At 37.4% G+C, this 19225-nt stretch carries 17 protein-coding genes; 10 read left to right on the plus strand and 7 right to left on the minus strand.

Annotated features, from left to right (window positions below; all coding sequences use genetic code 11):
• Position 1: 1 nt before the first annotated feature.
• Positions 2-1813: a serine hydrolase gene (locus tag CPT03_RS04570; protein WP_099437736.1), complete on the minus strand. Its 1812-nt coding sequence runs from the start codon at positions 1811-1813 to the stop codon at positions 2-4.
• A 151-nt stretch (positions 1814-1964) separates the two neighbouring features.
• Here CPT03_RS04570 and CPT03_RS04575 point away from each other — a divergent pair, with 151 nt between their 5' ends.
• Entirely contained in the window at positions 1965-2687 is a 723-nt protein-coding gene (locus tag CPT03_RS04575) for a hypothetical protein (RefSeq protein ID WP_099437737.1), read from the plus strand.
• 65 nt (positions 2688-2752) lie between these two features.
• On the opposite strand, the gene CPT03_RS04580 is transcribed toward CPT03_RS04575, so the two are convergent.
• Positions 2753-4249 carry an alpha-L-fucosidase gene (locus CPT03_RS04580; protein ID WP_099437738.1) on the minus strand — a complete coding sequence of 499 codons (1497 nt, stop codon included), beginning with the start codon at positions 4247-4249 and terminating at the stop codon, positions 2753-2755.
• A gap of 197 nt (positions 4250-4446) precedes the next feature.
• Here CPT03_RS04580 and CPT03_RS04585 point away from each other — a divergent pair, with 197 nt between their 5' ends.
• Genes CPT03_RS04585 through CPT03_RS04600 form a run of 4 tightly spaced genes read left to right on the plus strand, consistent with a single transcriptional unit; the run spans position 4447 to position 7170 of the window.
• Complete coding sequence (locus CPT03_RS04585; protein ID WP_099437739.1) at positions 4447-5277, plus strand: ATP-binding cassette domain-containing protein; 831 nt, start codon at positions 4447-4449, stop codon at positions 5275-5277.
• 6 nt (positions 5278-5283) lie between these two features.
• Positions 5284-6063 (plus strand): hypothetical protein, encoded by a 780-nt coding sequence (locus CPT03_RS04590; RefSeq protein WP_099437740.1) that lies wholly within the window; start codon positions 5284-5286, stop codon positions 6061-6063.
• 1 nt (position 6064) lies between these two features.
• Positions 6065-6442, plus strand: a complete 378-nt coding sequence (locus CPT03_RS04595) for a GntR family transcriptional regulator (RefSeq protein ID WP_099437741.1) — start codon at positions 6065-6067, stop codon at positions 6440-6442.
• Between the two features lie 2 nt (positions 6443-6444).
• Positions 6445-7170, plus strand: coding sequence for a hypothetical protein (locus tag CPT03_RS04600; RefSeq protein WP_099437742.1), 726 nt, complete (start codon positions 6445-6447; stop codon positions 7168-7170).
• Positions 7171-7205: 35 nt separating this feature from the next.
• Here CPT03_RS04600 and CPT03_RS04605 read toward each other — a convergent pair whose 3' ends face one another.
• Positions 7206-7715, minus strand: a complete 510-nt coding sequence (locus tag CPT03_RS04605) for a molybdopterin-binding protein (RefSeq protein ID WP_099437743.1) — start codon at positions 7713-7715, stop codon at positions 7206-7208.
• Positions 7716-7719: 4 nt separating this feature from the next.
• Positions 7720-8076: a cytochrome-c peroxidase gene (locus CPT03_RS04610; RefSeq protein ID WP_099437744.1), complete on the minus strand. Its 357-nt coding sequence runs from the start codon at positions 8074-8076 to the stop codon at positions 7720-7722.
• 407 nt (positions 8077-8483) lie between these two features.
• On the opposite strand from CPT03_RS04610, the gene CPT03_RS04615 reads away from it, so the two are divergent.
• Positions 8484-9377, plus strand: coding sequence for an alkaline phosphatase family protein (locus CPT03_RS04615; RefSeq protein WP_099437745.1), 894 nt, complete (start codon positions 8484-8486; stop codon positions 9375-9377).
• Positions 9378-9431: 54 nt separating this feature from the next.
• On the opposite strand, the gene CPT03_RS04620 is transcribed toward CPT03_RS04615, so the two are convergent.
• Positions 9432-10454 (minus strand): LLM class flavin-dependent oxidoreductase, encoded by a 1023-nt coding sequence (locus CPT03_RS04620; RefSeq protein ID WP_099437746.1) that lies wholly within the window; start codon positions 10452-10454, stop codon positions 9432-9434.
• 113 nt (positions 10455-10567) lie between these two features.
• Between CPT03_RS04620 and CPT03_RS04625 the strand changes: the two genes are divergently transcribed.
• The 3 genes from CPT03_RS04625 (at position 10568) to CPT03_RS04635 (ending at position 13701) form a co-directional block, all read left to right on the plus strand.
• The gene (locus tag CPT03_RS04625) at positions 10568-11086 is read left to right on the plus strand and encodes a GNAT family N-acetyltransferase (protein WP_099437747.1); all 519 of its coding nucleotides are present in this window, start codon (positions 10568-10570) and stop codon (positions 11084-11086) included.
• Positions 11087-11126: 40 nt separating this feature from the next.
• On the plus strand, positions 11127-12650 hold the full coding sequence (locus CPT03_RS04630) for a sulfatase (protein WP_099437748.1): 1524 nt from the start codon (positions 11127-11129) through the stop codon (positions 12648-12650).
• A 142-nt stretch (positions 12651-12792) separates the two neighbouring features.
• Positions 12793-13701, plus strand: coding sequence for a pentapeptide repeat-containing protein (locus CPT03_RS04635; protein ID WP_099437749.1), 909 nt, complete (start codon positions 12793-12795; stop codon positions 13699-13701).
• Here the strand turns inward: CPT03_RS04635 and CPT03_RS04640 are convergent.
• Both CPT03_RS04640 and CPT03_RS04645 read right to left on the minus strand, forming a co-directional pair.
• The gene (locus tag CPT03_RS04640) at positions 13685-14986 is read right to left on the minus strand and encodes a serine hydrolase domain-containing protein (RefSeq protein WP_157766355.1); all 1302 of its coding nucleotides are present in this window, start codon (positions 14984-14986) and stop codon (positions 13685-13687) included. The two genes, CPT03_RS04635 and CPT03_RS04640, sit on opposite strands and share 17 nt — an antisense overlap.
• A 161-nt stretch (positions 14987-15147) precedes the next feature.
• Positions 15148-16284 carry an acyltransferase family protein gene (locus CPT03_RS04645; protein ID WP_099437751.1) on the minus strand — a complete coding sequence of 379 codons (1137 nt, stop codon included), beginning with the start codon at positions 16282-16284 and terminating at the stop codon, positions 15148-15150.
• 167 nt (positions 16285-16451) lie between these two features.
• Between CPT03_RS04645 and CPT03_RS04650 the strand changes: the two genes are divergently transcribed.
• Positions 16452-19217: a carboxypeptidase-like regulatory domain-containing protein gene (locus CPT03_RS04650; RefSeq protein WP_099437752.1), complete on the plus strand. Its 2766-nt coding sequence runs from the start codon at positions 16452-16454 to the stop codon at positions 19215-19217.
• Positions 19218-19225: the final 8 nt, after the last annotated feature.

Consider the following 19225-nt stretch of genomic DNA (forward strand, 5'->3'; position numbering starts at 1 on the left):
TCTATTTGTTTTTTCTGCTCGCTTTAAAAGTTCCATTAGGCTGGATGAACAGCACACTTTCAGCCTTTTCCTTGCCTTTTACCTCAAATCTAACACTATAGCCATTCAGAGCTTTTAAGTTAAAGTTGTAATCATCTAGAGCAACTGTTTCGTAATCCTGTTGGCCAGGTACAAATACATACAATACCTTATTTCTAACTGATACCTTAACCTGCATAGTTCCAAGAGTATACTCGCCAACATACTGCTCAAGCGTTTTCATGTCTACATTAACCACTTTAGGTTTTAAGGTAAAAACCGGCGGTTTCATGCCAGGTTCGAACGAGGCGGATAAACTTTCTATTTTGCCATCAGTACTGGTCAGAAAATTAAATTTAATGTTACTTCTGGAGGTGTCTGGTTTCCCATCCTTGTTAATCTCCCTCCACTCAAACACATCATAATGATAATGCTTTAACCATGCAGTATACTTTCCGGCTTTTACAAATAGGGAGTCATTTTTACCGAAAATATCCAATAATCCGTATCCGGGATTAGTAAACGCCCCAGTGTATTCTTTTAATGAATGAGATGGTTTTGTATTTAGAATTTGTTTTAAATCGGCCTCTTTTTTAATGCCGGCACTTTTCTCTTTAGCTATTCTTCTGGCTTCCATTGTCTTATTGTTCCAGTCGATAGGCTTTAATTTAAACAACCTATCGGCAATACTATTTAACACAATAGATGGAACTGCAGACGTGTTTTGATTTGTTAATACAACAACCCCAAGCTTATCTGTCGGAAAAAAGGAAACACTCGCACTAAAACCATCAATATTTCCTCCATGCTCAACCATGTAATGTCCTCTGTACGAGCTAATCATCCAGCCTAAGCCGTAGCTGGACATGTAAATGTCAGTTTCTGATCCAGGTAGCCCACCACCCATAACCATCTGTGGACTTGCCGCCTGGGCGATATAATCAGAAGATATAATTTCTTTTCCGTTATAATGCCCGCCAGATATCCATACTTTTATCCAGTTTGCTATGTCATTTGCACTACTATTTATGCTGCCAGCCGGCCCCATGCCATCAATATTATAATAGTCCATTTTTTTAATAACATCTCCATCCAGCTGATAGGGAAGGGAGGCATCAGGATCCTTTTGGAATTCGGTTATTGAAGTATTTGAACGTTTCATATCTAAAGGTAAAAAGAACCTTTCCTTTATGTTCTGTTCCCAGGTTTTACCGGTCAGCTTTTCTGCGATCATACCTTGCGCCAAAAACATATAATTGTTGTACTGCCACTTCTCGCGCAGTCCGGCATTTGGTTCCATGTACCTCACTCTGTTAATAATACTATCACGATTACTGGTGTTAAATATATACCACGAGGCGTCATAACGAGACAAGCCCGTTCTATGAGTCATCATGTCCCGCACGGTAATCTGGTTATTCATATTGTCATTAAAGAAACGTAACTGTGGCAGGTATGATACCGCATTACCATCAAGAGAAAGTTTTCCTTCCTTTTGCAATATCCCTAATAATGCCGAAGTAAATGCTTTACTGCTAGAGCCTATCGAAAAAAGAGTATTTGGCGTTACCGGCTTTTTGTTCTCTACATCCCGGTAGCCAAAACCTTTGCTGTAAATTACCTTATCGCCATCTACAACTGCTACGGAAAAGCCTGCTATATTCTGATCTTTTAAAACTTTATTTAGTAAGGTGTCAATGCCCTGTAAACGGGCATCTACAGGTTTATTATTCTCTTGTGCTATAGCCAGAAAATTGATGCTGGATAGTAGGAGTAGGGTAAGGGTACGTTTCATAATTAAGCGTTAAAAAAACCGGAGTAAGATAGTATAATTTATACTCATCAGAGCAAAAAACGAGCACTAATTTATTCGTGTATTTTGTTGTTTACAATTCAATTTTGGGCCAGAATTTGTGTAATATTAGGTACACACAAATTTAACCGATATGAAAAAATTACTTATTATCGCAATGGCTTGCTATGGCCTGAGCGCTCGTGCACAGATGCGCGAATCCAGGAACTTTTTATACCTCTATTCTGACTCTATTATTTATGCCAAAGACATTAAACTACGGCCCGACTTTTCAGGGAACTTACGAATTCTAGTCGACTCCAGAAGTGTTCCAATAGGGCAAGTGAAATTTTTTAATAGTAGAGATGGTTTTTTTGCGAACACCAGAAAAATGGGAATTATGCGTACAGGAGAATTTGCAGAGCGAATTATTGAAGGACGGATCAATGTTTTTCAGGAAAGACCACTATCGTATCCTCCCTTTGCCTACGATCCGTACCATGTCCCAGAAACATATTATGCACCCACGCAATCAATTAACACCAACATGTATTACAATATAGGCTATGCCGATTTGAAGAAATTAAATTATGCTAATCTGAACAGAGATATGGCCAATAATCCGCAGAGTATGGATATGCTTGCTGCTTACAGAAGAAGTAAAATTGTATCCACATCCCTTTATGTGGCCGGGGCTGCGTCTATTGCAGGGGCATTTGCTGTTTACATGGGTAAAAAAAATGCTTACTCGACATCTAGTTTTACTATAGGGGTTGGTTTAGGGGCCTTGGGGTTAGGATTAATAACAGGGGGTTACCTAAAAACTCACTCAGCGAAACAGAAGTTGGAAAATGCAATAGATATTTACAATAAGTAGAGTCTAAATTGTCTTGTACTGAAAATAACCATTTTTAGTACAAGACAATCTGATGAATTTTTTTATTAAATTTTTGCGGGCATATTAATTACACTCAATTCATAAATTGAGGGTGGGGCAGTAGCTTTTAGCACCTTAAGCCGCAGTTTGCCGGTATTATAGCTCAAAGGCAATCTAATCACCTTACAATCTCCCATAGGCTCATCAGAAAGGTAAATGGTTTGCCATTGTCCATTCTGCATAATATCAATGCTATATTTTTGTATGCGCGGAACTCTTATCTGAGAAAAACCATCGGGCAACCTTTTAGTGTCCTGATATTCAAAAATGCTGATTTTATTAAATGATTCGGAGGGATTTAGCTCCATTTCAATAGCAGCCAATGTATCTTTAGCTGCCCAGCGACTATTCATTTTGCCATCATTAATCGCATTGCCCGCATATTGGTTGTTTTTATCATCCCAAACACTATTTGCAGAAACAGGCTTATCCACCGAAATAAATTTACCGTTCCGAGGTAGAGGTTTATTTAAAGATAAGCCAAGTCTTTTACCCAGGTTTATTGCAGTGTTGGCCACATACTCTCGTATGCGTCCGGTTTGGTCAGGAGGTACATTCATTACCAGGCAATTATCATTGTCTGTGCTCCAGTAAAACAATTCTTCCAATTCATCTAGATCTCTGGTTGGCAATGGCTCCGATTTTTCAAACCAATTCAATCTTTTACTAATGCAAATGGTATGCTCAAAAGGAAGGTAGTATGATTTACCATTGTGCAGGTATTGTTTCTTATCTGATTTTGCAGCTAATTCCGGATCCCACAAACGAAAATCAGAAGGGAAATATTGAAAGAAAAACTTATTGTCAACAGTCATATTTGCCGGAGGGGTATAGTTACGTTTTCCCTCCTCATTTACTATGGTATGGTTTACACTCACAGCACAATTAGGATTATATCTTTTAACCAAACCATAAACCTGATCAATACCCCAGTCTGATGGCTTTTTATCCCATCCGCCATCCAGCCATAATTCACCAATTGAACCATAATTAGTAAACAATTCGGTTAACTGGTTAAGCATATAGTCAATGTATTTTTGAGGGTCTTTATCCTTATATGATGGCTCTTTCCTGTCCCATAATGAATAATAAACAGCAAACTGGATTCCATATTTTTTGCAGGCATCCGATACAGCTTTTACAATATCCATTTTTACCGGTGATGAAGCCACATCGTAAGTTGTATACTTACTATCCCATAAACAGAAGCCATCATGATGCTTGGTAACCAGCAATACATATCTAAACCCGGCCTTTTTTGCAGTAAGTACCCATTGGTCAGGGTCAAGATTTGTAGGGTTATAACTCTCTAGTGGCAAAGTTCCATCAGACCATTCAGTGTTGTTAAAAGTATTAATACCAAAATGGATAAACATACCGTAACCTCTTTTAATCATAGCCTGCTGAGCCGAATTGGGCTTTGTAGACGGAATCAATAGCTGGGCAATACAGCAATTAAAAGCCAAAGTCATTAAAAAAGTTATAATTATATGCTTCTTCATAAGTTTTACATTATCTGTTTTATGATTTTTAAATAGCTAAATTAAGTTAGGTAGCTAATATAAGAAATAGACTAAATGGCTAATTACATGAATTATCCGATTGAAAATTATTTCGAATTAATTTGGAAATGTAAATACTATATTTACATTTGCACTGTACTACACATGTAATACAGTACTACTTAATTTATAACGCTATGATCGAATTAACAAATCTTAGTTTTGGATACAGTAAAAAGCCTCTATTATTTTGGAATCTTAACCTTAATCTGGAAGCTGGCCATATCTATGGCTTGTTAGGGAAAAATGGAGCTGGTAAATCAACCTTACTTAAAAACATTGCGGGTCTGGTATTTCCAACAGAAGGTGTCTGCAAGGTAAATGGCCATAATGCGGCAAAGCGCTTACCTTCATTTTTACAAGAATTGTTTTTTATTCCGGAAGAGATGGAATTGCCATCGCTTTCGGGTAAAGAATTTGTTCGCCGCACTGCTCATTTTTACCCAAAATTTGATCATGCCCAATTCTATAAAGTACTGGCTGAGTTTGATGTTAGCCCTGATGCTAATTTAAACCAGTTGTCGTTTGGACAGCAGAAAAAAGTAATGATCACTTTTGGTCTGGCCTCCAATACCTCATTGCTGATTATGGATGAGCCTACAAACGGACTTGATATTCCTTCAAAAGTCCAGTTCAGAAGAATTATGGCTTCTTCAATTACAGAAGACCGCTGTATGATCATATCTACGCATCAGGTAAGGGATCTCGACAGTTTGATTGATACCTTACTTGTCCTTCATAAAAAAGAAATTGTACTGAATAAGAGTCTGGATGATATTGGCGAGCGCTTACTTTTCAGTACTTCCGGTAATGCCAATAAAGATGGGGTATTATACACTGCATCTAATGCTATTGGTAATAATACCATTAGCATCAATAACCACGGACACCATAATAAGGTTGATATGGAGCTGCTTTTTAACGCAATAATAGATGATTATACTACAGTACTTGAGCCTTTAAAATAAACCGTCATGAACGAAACTTTCAACTTTACCCGTTTTCTTAATCTATTTAAGAAGCACACTGCTGAGCAATATAAAACGTATTTAATATCGACAGGTGTACTAATTGGGGTGTTAATCTTAATCCTGGGCTTTATATCTTATAATACCCGCGGACATATGGGACCCGTTATACAGGGTGCTATGTTTGTCAATTTCCTGTTTTTTGCAGGAACTATTTTTACCAGTCTGATCTTTACCGATCTGGGCGATAGAAAGAAATCTATATCTACTTTAGCTCTCCCGGCTTCTCATTTCGAAAAATACCTGGTGGCCTGGTTATACTCTTATGTGATATTTCAATTGGTTTTTCTGGGGTGCTTTTATGCTATTGATTACCTGGTGATCACTATTGGGAATGCAAACTCTCCGGATAAAATAGAGGTTATTAATGTGTTTTCTCCCGATAGAAAAGTATGGGTATCATTTTTAGTATTTGCCATTTTACATTCCATCTGTTTTCTGGGCGCGGTATTTTTTGAGAAGCTACATTTTATTAAAACGGCATTCAGTTTTTTTATTTTTATTATGGCGCTTTGCATGTTAAATCCGGTTTTACTTCATACTATATTTCAGGCCGAGATTGAAAATGGAATTCCCTTTAACATGGTAGGCCTTATCATAAATAAGGAAAATATATATGTTGAGCCAACACAAACAAGCTATATTATTGCAGCAACCATAGCCATTTTGATTTCGGTAATCCTTTGGATAAGTACCTATTTCAGGCTAAAAGAAAAACAAGTGTAAGATGGAATTTAGAGAGAACGAAGCGATATACATGCAGATAGCAGGTTACGTAACTGAAAATATTATGCTGCAAAAATGGTTGCCTGAAGAAAAGCTACCCTCAGTACGTGAGTTGGCTGCCGACCTGCAGGTGAACCCGCTAACTGTTGTAAGGGCATATGAGTTTTTGCAGGGGAAAGAGGTAATTGCCAATAAAAGGGGCATAGGTTTTTTTATTGCAGGAGATGCAGTACAGAAAGTAAAGAACTATAGCAAGGAGCGTTTTCTGGGGCAGGAGCTGCCAGAGTTATTCAAAAGTATGTATCTGCTTGGCATTAGCATAGAAGATATTGCAGAGCGATTTGAAATTTTTAAAGCACAAAACTACCAAACCAAATAGTTATGAAAACCAGTACAATGTTTATAATAGCAGCAGTGGTTGCCACATTTATTGGCCTTACCGCCTATAATTTTAGCCTTAAGGCATCATTTTTAAAAGGAGATTATAAAAATCCGTTTTATGGGTTTACGTTTAATTCTGTTAAAGATGTAAACGAAGTAGATTTGCAGTCGGCGAATAGAATTACCATCCGCATTGAGAAGGGGAAAAACCCGGGCCTATGGTTAAAAGACAGACTTAAGGGAAATCTGGTATGGACAAAAAATGGAAATACCATAAAAATTGACCTGACAAAGGCAGCAAAAGACGACGGTTTTCAGATATGGGACAATGAGTTGATCCTGATTATGCCAAGTACTGTTAAGCTGACTAGCCGTGCTTACCATAAAGATAAAGAAGAAGAAAAAAGAGCCCACATTTCCGGTGGCATCAATATTTCCGGTTTTGAGCAGGAGGCTATGCAGCTGGATTTGGGTAAATATACGACAGCGTTTTTAGACAAATTAAAATTGGGCAAGTTAAATGCAGTGATAGGCAATAAAGATAAGGCCAATGCCAGTCTGGTCATTTCTTCTGCAAACCAGATCAATACTGCAGATTTTAATATTCCTGGCGAAGGAAGTCTGGATTTGATGGATCCAAACGTTACTAAAACACATTACAACCTCTCTGATAAAGCAACAGTTTCATTAAATGGCAAGGCATTGCAAGCCATTAAAGTCAACTAGTTTAATTAAAACCGGAATAGCATGCTATTCCGGTTTTAATCCGTAAATTTTATAGTCAGCGAAATTACCTGTCTTGCATTTCTAGGTTTTCTTTTTTCCCCTTCAATAATAATGTGAAAGGGACCTTCTTCAGGTGATAGTAAGTAGCCATCCTTTCTGTTGGCCAGAATAATCTTGCGAGAGGTGAACGACGGGTCCACCTCTGCTAATGAAAAAACTACCTGATATCCATCACTGGCTTCAACTAAAAGATATTTACTAAGGTTTTTCCCTTTCAGCTCTTCAGCCATTGTAACACCTGCATTTTTAAGAACAATACCCAGTTCAACACCGCTATAAGTATATTCTTTATCTGCACGGTCTTTTTGGATGATTGTAGTTTTGGGCAATTTGTCTACATCTGTCACAGTCAATATCAGCTCAGTCTTAACCTCACCTTTAATAGCTGCTGCAGCCTGTTTTGTCAGATCTTGGGCGGATAGCCTTGTAAAGGCTATTAATACAATCAGCAGGCTAAGGGGTAATGTTGGTTTAAAACATTTCATGTGCTTATAGATTATTGAAAACTAAATTTAAAAAGTAATTTCTTTCAGCCTCAGGAAAGCCTTGATTAGTTAAGGTTCTATCTACTCCAATACTAAAGGCTTCGCTGTCTGTAAAAGCCCTATTTTGCTCATGGCAGCTGTTGCATGATATTTTGTTATTTGCTGAAAGCAAAGGTTCGTAGAAAAGTAATCGGCCAAGGTAAACGCCTTCTTTTGTTGTAGGGTTGTCTTTTGGAACAGAGATCCGGTTTCCAAAATTGACAGGGTATTTTAATTGGTAAGGAGAGGTGCTAATAGATGTCCAGGTAAATAGAATGAAATATCCGATAATTGTAGTTATTGCTTTCGTATATCCATTCATATTTATGTTTTACACTTTTTTTTGTTTATTTTATTGTTTTCTTAATGTTTATTGTCAAATATAATGATATAAATCATATATTTTTGATTATTTTATTTGTTTTTATTATATTTTGTGTTATTTTTTAGCGTTTTTTATTTAAAATACTTATATTATGTAAGTTTTTTTATGTCATTTTAGTTTTGTGTACTGTTTTTATTGTTATTTTTGGTGTATTTTTTATTGTTTTTGGTTGAAAGTGTATAGCGGATATCTCTCAGCTTCTCTTTTTTTATGTAGGAAGATTGGGATAACCTAATATCAGGTTGTTTTATTGTTAGTAAATAAAGTTTAGTTTTGCTAAACAATAATAAATCTTTAATTTTAGTGCGCTGGGATTTTTATACTATCTGCAGCACCTTAATCAGATGAAAATAAAAGCTTTAATCGTATCGCTGCTGGTATTAGCACACACAGGTTTATATGCCCAAAGGGTTGTTATAGTTGGTCTTGATGGTTTTAGTACCGAGGGGTTTAAAGCAACAAAGCATCCCAATATAGATAAGCTTTTTGAAAAAGGACTCATTACCTTAACAAACAGGCCGGTAATGCCGTCAGTAACTTTGCCGAACTGGACAAGCCATTTAACCGGACAGGGACCTGAAGAGCATGGGATAACAGCTAACGATTGGACTTTGAGTAATCACCCCTTAAAAGCAATAGAAATTGATCAGGATGGCTATAGCCCTTCAATCTTCAAATTGCTGAAAGATAAAAAGCCAAGCGCTAAAACAGCATTTTATTATAACTGGGCTGAACTAATTAATCCCATTAATAAAAAATACTTAAATGAAATTTCTTTTGAAGAAGGAGATCAGTATCAGGCAAATTATGCCAAGGCACTCAAATTTATTGAGCAAAATAGAAACGATCCTACATTGGTATTTCTTTACAGTGTACATACAGATCATGCAGGTCATGGGTTTGGATGGATGTCGCCGCAATATATAGCTGCAATAGAAGAGGTTGATGTTGAAATTGGTAGTTTTATAGATAAGCTTAAAGAACAAAACCTTTATAATGACACCTATTTTCTACTCATTACAGATCATGGTGGCATTAAAAAAGGGCATGGTGGTGTAAGTATGAATGAAATGCAAATACCTTGGGCAATTACCGGTAAAAAAATCAAAAATCTAGGTGTAACCAATAGCTTTTTTAACAGCAATAAAAATACCTCTTTGGTCCTAGCTAAAATATTTGGCTTAAAGGATATTCCTGCATCATGGACAGGGGTGGCTCCAACGGCAATTTTTAAATAAAGTAATAACCCCAACTATCTTTGCCTTAAATACAAAAGTGGTTGGGGTTAAAATTTAACGCCAGCCTAAGCCGGGTGCAACATGCTCTATTACAGAAGAGAGTACGTGCACATTATAGTCAACACCTAATGTGTTCGGTATCGTTAAAAGCAGCGTGTCCGCTTCCTGAATAGCCTCGTCTTCAGCCAATTCCTTTATAAGTTGATCAGGCTCTGCGGCATAGCTTCTTCCAAAAATGGCGTTTTTACCCGGTTCAATCATTCCAAAGTGATCAGTCCGGTTGGCTTCCTGACCAAAAAAACGGCGGTCCTGATCGTTTACTAATGCAAAAATAGATCGGCTTACAGATACCCTGGGTTCACGTTCATGTCCCGCGTTTTTCCATGCTTCTTTGTATAGCCTTATCTGTTCAGCTTGTTGTACATGGAAGGGCTTACCGCTTTCATCAAACTTAAGTGTAGAACTTTGAAGGTGCATTGCATTTTCGGCTGCCCAAACAGCGGTAGCATTGGATGCAGCTCCCCACCAAATACGTTCCCGCAATCCTTCCGAGTGCGGTTCCAAATGCAATAAGCCTGGGGGGTTAGGGAACATAGGATACGGATTCGGCTCTGCAAACCCTTCACCACTTAGCCTATCCAAAAATTCCAGTGCTTTTCGGCGGCCCATCTCCGCATCGGTTTCCCCTTCCTGTGGTGCATATCCAAAATAGCGCCACCCATCAATTACCTGTTCAGGCGAACCTCTGCTGATGCCCAGCTGCAATCGTCCTTCCGAAATTAAATCAGCAGCTCCGGCATCTTCTACCATATACAGCGGATTTTCGTAACGCATATCAATTACACCAGTACCAATTTCTATTTTACTTGTTTTAGCACCGATAGCCGAAAGTAAGGGAAATGGTGATGCTAACTGGGAAGCAAAATGATGTACCCGAAAATATGCCCCGTCTACGCCAATCTCTTCGGCAGCAACTGCCAGATCAATTGATTGAAGCAAGGTATCGCCTGCTGTACGGGTATTATAAGCAGGATGGTTAGACCAATGTCCAAACGATAGAAATCCTATTTTTTTCATAAGTAAATATACAAAGATTACCCTATGCGTTTGCTAAGTATAGATAAGCTTGCTGATCCCGTGAATCTGCTTCTGTGAATTATTTAATAAATTAGTAAACCAAAATAAATTGAATGGAATACATACAGATTAAGAAAGCCACTACATACGACTTATTTACAGTTCAGCATATTGGTAGAGAAACTTTTATTGAAACATTTGCCGATAGCAACACAGAAGAGGATATGAGCAAGTATCTTGAAAACAGCTTTAGTGATAGTAGGTTGACAGATGAATTGAATAATCCAGATTCATTGTTTTACATTGCCTGGGAAGATGACAAGCCGGTTGGCTACTTAAAATTAAATACCGGAATAGCCCAAACAGAACTGCAAGATCAAAAAGCATTAGAAATTGAACGTATTTATGTGAAAAGTAGCCATCTTGGTAAAAAAGTTGGCCAGCTTCTTTACGAGAAAGCTCTGGATGTGGCTCTGCAAAAAAATAATTCTTATTTATGGCTGGGTGTATGGGAAAAAAATCCGCGGGCAATAAGATTTTACGAAAAGAATGGGTTTATTGCCTTTGATAAACATATATTCAAAATGGGAGACGATGAGCAAGTTGATATTATGATGAAGAGAGAGTTGTGATACACCAAAAATAATCCTAAGTAAATAACTTTATAATAGCATGAAATATTTCTTTAAAAAAATAGGAATAGTTTTTTTCTTGATCATAACTGGTCAATCGAGTCTTTACGCTCAGAGTAAGCCAAATATCATTGTTTTTCTGGTTGATGATATGGGCTGGCAAGACACCTCAGTTCCTTTTTGGACAAAAACTACCCCATTTAACCAACGCTACCATACACCCAATATGGAACGATTGGCTAAAGAGGGTATGAAATTTACCAATGCTTATGCTACACCAGTGTGTTCCCCAAGTCGCATTAGTCTGATGACAGGTATGAATGCCGCACGACATAAAGTAACAAACTGGACATTACAAAAAGATGCCAGTGTTGATGCACCAGATTCTTTACTAACACCACCACAGTGGAATGTAAATGGATTATCGCCTGTTGCCGGTATTGCAAATGCAGTTCATGCTACAGCACTTCCTCAATTGCTAAAGCAGTCAGGCTATTACACTATACACTGTGGAAAGGCGCATTTTGGAGCAATCTCAACACCTGCTGAAGATCCAATTAATATAGGATTCGACGTCAATATCGCTGGTCATGCAGCCGGTGGCCCGGGAAGTTTTCTTGGGGAAGAAAATTATGGCAACGAAAAAGACAAGCCGAAAGAACCCTGGGGTGTGCCCGGGCTGCAGGCATATTATGGTACCAATACATTTCTTACCGAAGCGCTAACCATAGAAGCTTTAAAAGCATTGAAAAAGCCAGTAGCCGATAACAAACCATTCTTTTTATACATGTCGCATTACGCAGTGCATGTGCCTTATGCGGCCGATAAACGGTTTATTCAAAAGTACCTGGATGCCGGTCTTCCTCAAAAAGAAGCAGAATATGCTGCCTTGCTTGAGGGAATGGATAAAAGTTTGGGAGATATTATGGATTACCTGAAAGAAAAGAATATAGATAAAAACACAGTTATCCTATTTATGAGCGACAATGGTGGTTTTAGTCAGGCTCCTCCAAGGAGTGGAAAACCCCACACTCAAAACCTCCCGCTTAAAGCAGGGAAGGGTTCCGTTTATGAAGGAGGCATAAGAGTACCTATGCTGGTGAAATGGCCCGGTATAACAAAAGCCGGATCGGTAACTGATCAATATCTGATCATTGAAGATTTTTTTCCAACAATATTAGAAATAGCAGGTGCAAAAAATAATAAACCACCACAGCAAATTGATGGGATAAGTTTTGTAGGTAGTTTAAAAAGTAATAAGAAAAATAACTACACCAGACCATTAATCTGGCACTTCCCAAATAAATGGATCGCGAAAGATGAATTTGGCATAAACTACAGAAGTGCTATACGCCAGGGCGATTGGAAGTTGATTTATAATATGAAAACACAGGCAAAGGAATTATACAACCTGAAAACAGACATTGGTGAACAACATGATCTATCTGATAAATACCCTGGAAAGGTTGATCAACTTTCATTATTACTTTCGCAAAAACTTAAGAGCTATGATGCTCAAATGCCAACACTAAAAAGTAATCAACAGCCTGTTCCCTGGCCGTAGCTTGTTTAGATCGCTACTTGTAGTTGCCTAATACAACTACAAGTAGCGATCTAAACAACTAACAGTAGCCGTAATTTTAATGGTCCAGACAACCGACCCACTACCTTTGATCTGTCGAAAAGAACAATAAAAAGACGGTGTTATGGAAATGAATATGATAGGCAGTAAAATTGCCGAAGCACGAAAACAACTAAATCTGTCTCAGGCAGAACTGGCACAACGCTTATTTATCAGCCCGCAAGCTGTTGGGAAATGGGAGCGTGGTGAGTCGATTCCCGACCTGATTACATTTAACAGGCTGGCAAAGATTTTGGGTGTAGACTTGAATTACTTTTCAGAAGATTTTGAATCTGCCAGCCATGTAATACAACCCGAAATTTCAATTACGTCCCGCTCATCAGAGGCAAACGAATTGGTCAATTTTAGTGGGAGTAATCTGCCTGATACTGATTTTGCAGGCATTATAGCACATAAAAGGAAATTTAAAGGTAGTGCCCTGGGCGGTTCCGATTTTTCAAAGGCAGATTTAACAGGTAGTCTTTTTGTTGCCAGTGATTTGCGTGGAGCCAATTTCAATGGTGCCAACCTTACCGATTGTACCTTTTCTGCACTGGATCTGACGGATGGGAGTTTCAATAAAACAATATTAACACGCACTGAATTCAGCAAGTCCAGTCTGGAAAGAGTAAAGTTTACTGATGCCAAACTGATCGGTGCAAAGTTGACCAAGGCCGATCTTAGAACAACAATATTTGAAAACTGTGTTTTCGAAGGTGTAGATTTTAAGTATTCCGATCTGAGTGGTGTATGTTTTGACAGGCAAATATTTAAAGGCGTAAAATTTCACAATACTGCACTAACAGGTGCGTCATTTAAAGGCGCAACATTACAAAATGTGTCTTTCCGTGCGCAGTACGCACTAACCAATAAATATTACCGACAGTTAAAAACCATACACTTTGATGGGGCGATAATGGATAAACTTACCTATGCTGCACTAAAAGGCGTGGGAGTAGATCTATCCGGGGCTATTATTAGTGAATTAAATTGATTAAATCTTTAGCCACAATATAGCCAGTACTTGTGTTGTTTGTTAAAACAACCACGGCTATTTGCTTATTTAAATCTATGCAGATACTGCTGGAATAACCTCCTGTGCCTCCAGAATGGGTTATAACATTCTTAGCGTCTGGTAAATAATGCCATCCTAACCCAACTATATCAGGTTTTTTATCAAAAGTTACCTGATGAGTTAGTTTTATCGCTAAATCAAGATCAGGATCGGAAGTTAATATTTGAGCTTTTACATAATTTATAAGATCAAATGTTGAGCTTTTAATTGCACCCGCCGCCTCAACTGCCTGCAAGTGATAAAAAGCAACTGGTTGATAGAAATTATTATAACCTTCAGCAAGGTTATTAAATTTAGTAGTGTCAATGGAGCAGACAGTTTCATTCATTTCCAGTGGTGCAGTAATATACTGCTGTAGAAGTTCCCGATAAGACCTTTGATAAACCCTTTCTAACAATACACCCATCAGCCCAACACCTATATTGCTATATCCATACTTTACGCCAGGCATTGTTGTTTGTTTAAAATGCCTTAAAAGGGAAAACAAGTCCTTAATCCTATAATTACCATAAGGCTGATTTGCATCAATAACCGTAGATCCCAAGTTGTCAGCATCCCTCGGTAAGCCAGAGGTGTGATTGGCAAGTTCTTTAAACGTGATATTCTTCAACGCTTGATTTTGAGCCACAGAATCGGGCAGAAACTTGGTAATTGATGTTTCCAAAGTTAGCTTTTGCTGATGAACAGCCAGAGCAAGCAGGGTAGAGGTAAAGGTCTTTGTTATGGAACCAATATCATATACTGTATGATTGTCAGGCAGACTTTTTGTGCCTATTTTACGCTCACCGTAGTTATAAAAGTAACTATTCCTTTTATAAAAAACAGCTGTACTTATCCCAACATTACCTTTGGTTTGGATGTATGCAGAAACCACTTTATCAACTGTACTATCCAAGTGGTTGATAAGTTTATTGTCGGTAGATACCTTGTACATTTTCTTTGCAGTTTCCGTGGAAGGCACTGCAGCAAATGTATTCATCTTGCCGTTCTTATCCATGTTGCCAAACATAATCTGCAAAGGTATTTTTCCGGTCACTTTGTATATCCCGATTGAATCTTTCCAGGTTACCAAACTTAGATCTCTTAAAGGTAGCAATCCAGAGATCTGTTTTTTGTAAATACTGGCCCATCTAACTACTGGAATTTGTTTCCGGAGAGCTTCTCCAAATAGTAAATAAACACTGTCTGGCTTGTTTTCATTCATATAGCGAATCGTCAACTTAGCAATAGCTGTTGTTTTTTGCTCAGAAGATGTGGGTTTGCAGCTCGCTAACCCTAATAACAAAAGAAAGATGAACAGGCGACTATTTATATTTGGCATTGGATGATTGCGCTAAAAAGTTAATCAATTAGAGTTATTCAAACCTAATCTCTTGAAGGTACTAAAGTAAAACGGCCCTTCAACTTTAAAAATGGCTTTTCAAAAAAATTGTAAGACAACATTGTTAATAGTGTTGTAGCGATGAAAGCAATTACAGCTCCCACTCCGTTTTTCCATTCAGATAAACCTATACTTTCGCTAAAGGTCGCTAACTCATTTTTGAAAATACTAAAAACAATCCAATACATAGTGATATGGAAAACATACATACCATATGATATACGACCGAGATAAGCTAATTTAGAAGGCATATACTTTACAGGTGCCCCATAAAGTGATAAAAACATCGCCATAACTCCAATAAGTATCAAAAACCATCCAATAACTGATTGTAGGATTGTAGCGAGATGGGGGGCATCTGCATTAATTTCGCAAACCATCGATGCAATTAACCAGCAGAGTATGCCTGTAATAAATAAACCAATACGCAGTGCTGCATTCCATTTAGGTTCCCAGCCCTTTAAATAGGTTGAGAGCAATATTCCGGCAGCAAAAAACTGAAATTGTACAAAGCTATTTGTCCATTGTCCACTAAACCCACTTGTTGGTCTTTGAGCGTAGTAAATTATCGTACCATACGCAATAACAATTGAAAAAACTGAGAAAATCTTTAACCCTTTTTTTCCAGCAAAGAATAAAACTAATGGAAGCAAAATATAAAGCTGTTCCTCTACAGATACACTCCATAAGGGATTAATACAATACGATTGCCACTCCTTAAATGTGATATACCAATTCCCGGAAAATAGCGTAAATGCTAATTGTGCTTGTCCCGGAATAACGGTTCCAAAAAAATCAGTAGTAGAGGTTAGCAATACCATACCAAAAAAGAACGTAAAGTATAGAGGCCAAATCCGTAAAATACGTCTAATATAAAATGATTTGATATTTATCTTTCCAAAATGAACGTCTTCTCGTGTAAGTAATTCTGTGATTAAAAATGCGCTTAGAAAGAAAAAAAGAGGTACACCATAATTGCCAATTAAACTTAAATGGTATCCCCAATAATATTCATTTACGTCAATAGGTGCTAAATCTAATCGATGAACAAAAAAAACAAAAAGGAATGCACAAAAACGAAGTACGTCCAATTCAGGCTTATAATAACGGCTTATTTCCACATGTAATTTTTAATGAACTAACTAAATCTACAACTTAAAATTCAATAGTTAAACCTAAGCCAACATAGTAGTAACTTATTGGTACCCACAAAGCGTAACAAACTCATTACCTTGACATTTGTCGTAGTTTTTCCATTAGTTTTAATTAATCAAATATCTCTGATAGTATGAAGCGCTCTCATGCAATTTTCATATCTGTAATTACGATTATTTTTCTGGCTTTCATCCCCAGAGATGATAGCCCAATTGAGAAGATAATTTCCTCTTTAGAAAGCTGGGTACAGACTAATCCGCAAGAAAAAGTATACCTGCATACTGATAGGCCATATTACCTGGTTGGAGACACTATATGGTTTAAAGCCTACGTAACCATAGGAAGCAAACATCAACTTTCAGCATTAAGTGGGGCACTTTATGTCGATCTAATTAACGAAGAAGATTCAGTGACTAAATCACTTAAACTTCCTTTAACTGCGGGAATGGCTAAGGGAGATTTTGTTCTGGACGACAGTACAAGCCGTGAGGGCAACTATAGAATTAGAGCATACACACAATGGATGCGAAATACCGGTTCAGACTACTTCTATGATCAAACTTTCAGTATAGGTAATTCTGTAGTGAACACTGTATTTGCCAATATAATTTATGAATTTTCAGAAAGTGATGATAACAAAAAAATCAAAGCACTTATAAAATTTACTGACGAAAAAGGTGCTCCATATGCAGATAAAGAGGTTACATACGATTTAAAGGAGGGTTATAAAATAATAACCTCCGGCCAAGGTAAAACAAATGCATATGGCCAAATTAGTGTTAATCTTCCTCTGCGTAATGCCGCAACTACACAAAGTACTTACTTGCTAACAAAATTAAATCCTGCCAAAGATATCATAGTGCCAAAAACCTTTCCCATAAAGCCAACAACTAAACAGCCAGATGTGCAATTTTTTCCAGAAGGAGGGTGCCTTGTAAATAATGTTAAGAGCAAGTTAGCTTTTAAAGCTGTTGGCCCAGATGGTCTTGGTATGCAAATAAAAGGAGTAATATTTGATAATGAACAAAATGAAGTAGCTAAAATAGAAAGTAATCATTTGGGAATGGGCTACTTTAGTTTTATACCTAAGGCTGGAAACAGCTATACTGCCAGAATTAGGGATTCCCTTAATTCCGAAATGATAATAAAATTACCAGAACAGAAAACAGAAGGATATGTACTTTCAGTTTATAACAGTTTAGAGAGTATTGACAAGCAGTTGCAAGCCGACTCTGTTCTGGTTCGCATCAATACAAACCAGACAACCTTACAAAAAGGTACACAACAAATAAGTCTTATAGCCCAAGCTGGCGGAACTATATATGCTGCAATGGATATACAGGTCAATAAAACTATGACCTCAATTTACATACCCGTTAAAGATGTTCCATCTGGTATATTGCAGTTTACCCTTTTTTCTTCGTCTGGCTCTCCTCTTAATGAGCGTATTGTGTTTATACAAAATAATGACCAATTGCAGCTTAAACTAGATGAAATAGAAAAAAAGGCCCATCATCGACGAGACAAAGTTGTTCTCCAACTGGATGCAAAAGATGCCGGCGGAAAGCCGGTTGTTGGCAATTTTTCCATGTCTGTAATCAGTGAAGATGCTTCACCAACAGATGAGGTTAATGAGCGATCTATCTTCTCACAACTGCTCCTGAATTCTGACATTAAAGGCTATATTGAAAAGCCAAATTACTATTTTCACAACCCTTCGCAAACTACTAAAAGTGATCTGGATATTTTAATGTTAACACAGGGATATAGGAGATTTCTTTGGAGCCAGATACTGGATGTTAAGCAAAATAAGCCCTCTTATAAAGCCGAAAAGTTGGTTAACAACATCACAGGGGTTCTCACTACGTTTAATAATAAACCTGTGGTAAATGGCAAAGTTAAACTTGTAAATAACAAACAGGGCCTAATATTAGATACAATAACAGATCAAAATGGCAGGTTCAAATTTGGAAATCTGATGATATTAAATGGCATGCAATTTAGTTTGCAGGGAAGAAATGAAAAAAATAGTAAGCGTTTAAATATTGTGGTGGACAATATGACTCAACCAGAGGTAACTTCTAATCTGAATATTGGCGATATGAATTCAGATATTCCACACCTGGTTAAGGTATCAATGGAGAATAGCCGAAAGCAGGAGCAACAACTTGAAAAACATGCCATTCAAAGTCGTACTCAACAATTACAAGAAGTTAAAATAAGAGCAAGCAAAGCCTTGGGTTTTGGGAACAAGATTAAGGAGAGTCAGGCTGATGAAGTTTTCAGGCCTGATAGCAGAATGCCTTGTAAAACATTGAGGGAGTGCATTGAAGAAATGAAAGGTTCCAGAGTCCGATTTTTAATGACAGCAGATCCGGAATGTGGTTCTTTATGGGTGCCAATGTACCAAAAGGAAAGGTTTGCAGTAATAATTGATGATATGTCTATTGCCCCGTGTGATTATCAATCATTTTTCGAAAGTAATTCGTCAGATGTAGAGAAAATATACTTTTCACACGAGAGCAAAGCGATAAGTATCAAGTTAATGAGTGGGGTAGTTGGAAGAGGAGATGGCGGAAACGCCGTTATGGCAATTTATACAAAAAGTGGAAATTTTCGTAAGGTTCAAGATCCTTCAGTTGTAACATATAAACCAAAAGGATACAATGCTGTTAAAGAATTTTATTCGCCAAGATACGATAAGCCCGAAAAAAATGACCCCTTGGCTGATCTAAGAACTACAATTTACTGGAACCCATCAATCATTGTTCAAAAAGAAGGTAAAACAGAAATCAGCTTTTTCAATTCAGATCAAACAGGGAATTATCGGGTTGTATTAGAAGGGATAAGCTCCGACGGTCAAATTGGTAGATTAAGTTATAAATATAGCGTAAATTAAAAGTGTTA

The organism is Pedobacter ginsengisoli (assembly GCF_002736205.1).
GTDB classification, from domain to species: domain Bacteria; phylum Bacteroidota; class Bacteroidia; order Sphingobacteriales; family Sphingobacteriaceae; genus Pedobacter; species Pedobacter ginsengisoli_A.

Coding starts and splice junctions, on each gene's coding strand:
- CPT03_RS04570 (WP_099437736.1), bottom strand. CDS start 1,813: ATGAAACGTACCCTTACCCTACTCCTACTATCCAGCATCAATTTTCTG.
- CPT03_RS04575 (WP_099437737.1), top strand. CDS start 1,965: ATGAAAAAATTACTTATTATCGCAATGGCTTGCTATGGCCTGAGCGCT.
- CPT03_RS04580 (WP_099437738.1), bottom strand. CDS start 4,249: ATGAAGAAGCATATAATTATAACTTTTTTAATGACTTTGGCTTTTAAT.
- CPT03_RS04585 (WP_099437739.1), top strand. CDS start 4,447: ATGATCGAATTAACAAATCTTAGTTTTGGATACAGTAAAAAGCCTCTA.
- CPT03_RS04590 (WP_099437740.1), top strand. CDS start 5,284: ATGAACGAAACTTTCAACTTTACCCGTTTTCTTAATCTATTTAAGAAG.
- CPT03_RS04595 (WP_099437741.1), top strand. CDS start 6,065: ATGGAATTTAGAGAGAACGAAGCGATATACATGCAGATAGCAGGTTAC.
- CPT03_RS04600 (WP_099437742.1), top strand. CDS start 6,445: ATGAAAACCAGTACAATGTTTATAATAGCAGCAGTGGTTGCCACATTT.
- CPT03_RS04605 (WP_099437743.1), bottom strand. CDS start 7,715: ATGAAATGTTTTAAACCAACATTACCCCTTAGCCTGCTGATTGTATTA.
- CPT03_RS04610 (WP_099437744.1), bottom strand. CDS start 8,076: ATGAATGGATATACGAAAGCAATAACTACAATTATCGGATATTTCATT.
- CPT03_RS04615 (WP_099437745.1), top strand. CDS start 8,484: ATGAAAATAAAAGCTTTAATCGTATCGCTGCTGGTATTAGCACACACA.
- CPT03_RS04620 (WP_099437746.1), bottom strand. CDS start 10,454: ATGAAAAAAATAGGATTTCTATCGTTTGGACATTGGTCTAACCATCCT.
- CPT03_RS04625 (WP_099437747.1), top strand. CDS start 10,568: ATGGAATACATACAGATTAAGAAAGCCACTACATACGACTTATTTACA.
- CPT03_RS04630 (WP_099437748.1), top strand. CDS start 11,127: ATGAAATATTTCTTTAAAAAAATAGGAATAGTTTTTTTCTTGATCATA.
- CPT03_RS04635 (WP_099437749.1), top strand. CDS start 12,793: ATGGAAATGAATATGATAGGCAGTAAAATTGCCGAAGCACGAAAACAA.
- CPT03_RS04640 (WP_157766355.1), bottom strand. CDS start 14,986: ATGAATGAAAACAAGCCAGACAGTGTTTATTTACTATTTGGAGAAGCT.
- CPT03_RS04650 (WP_099437752.1), top strand. CDS start 16,452: ATGAAGCGCTCTCATGCAATTTTCATATCTGTAATTACGATTATTTTT.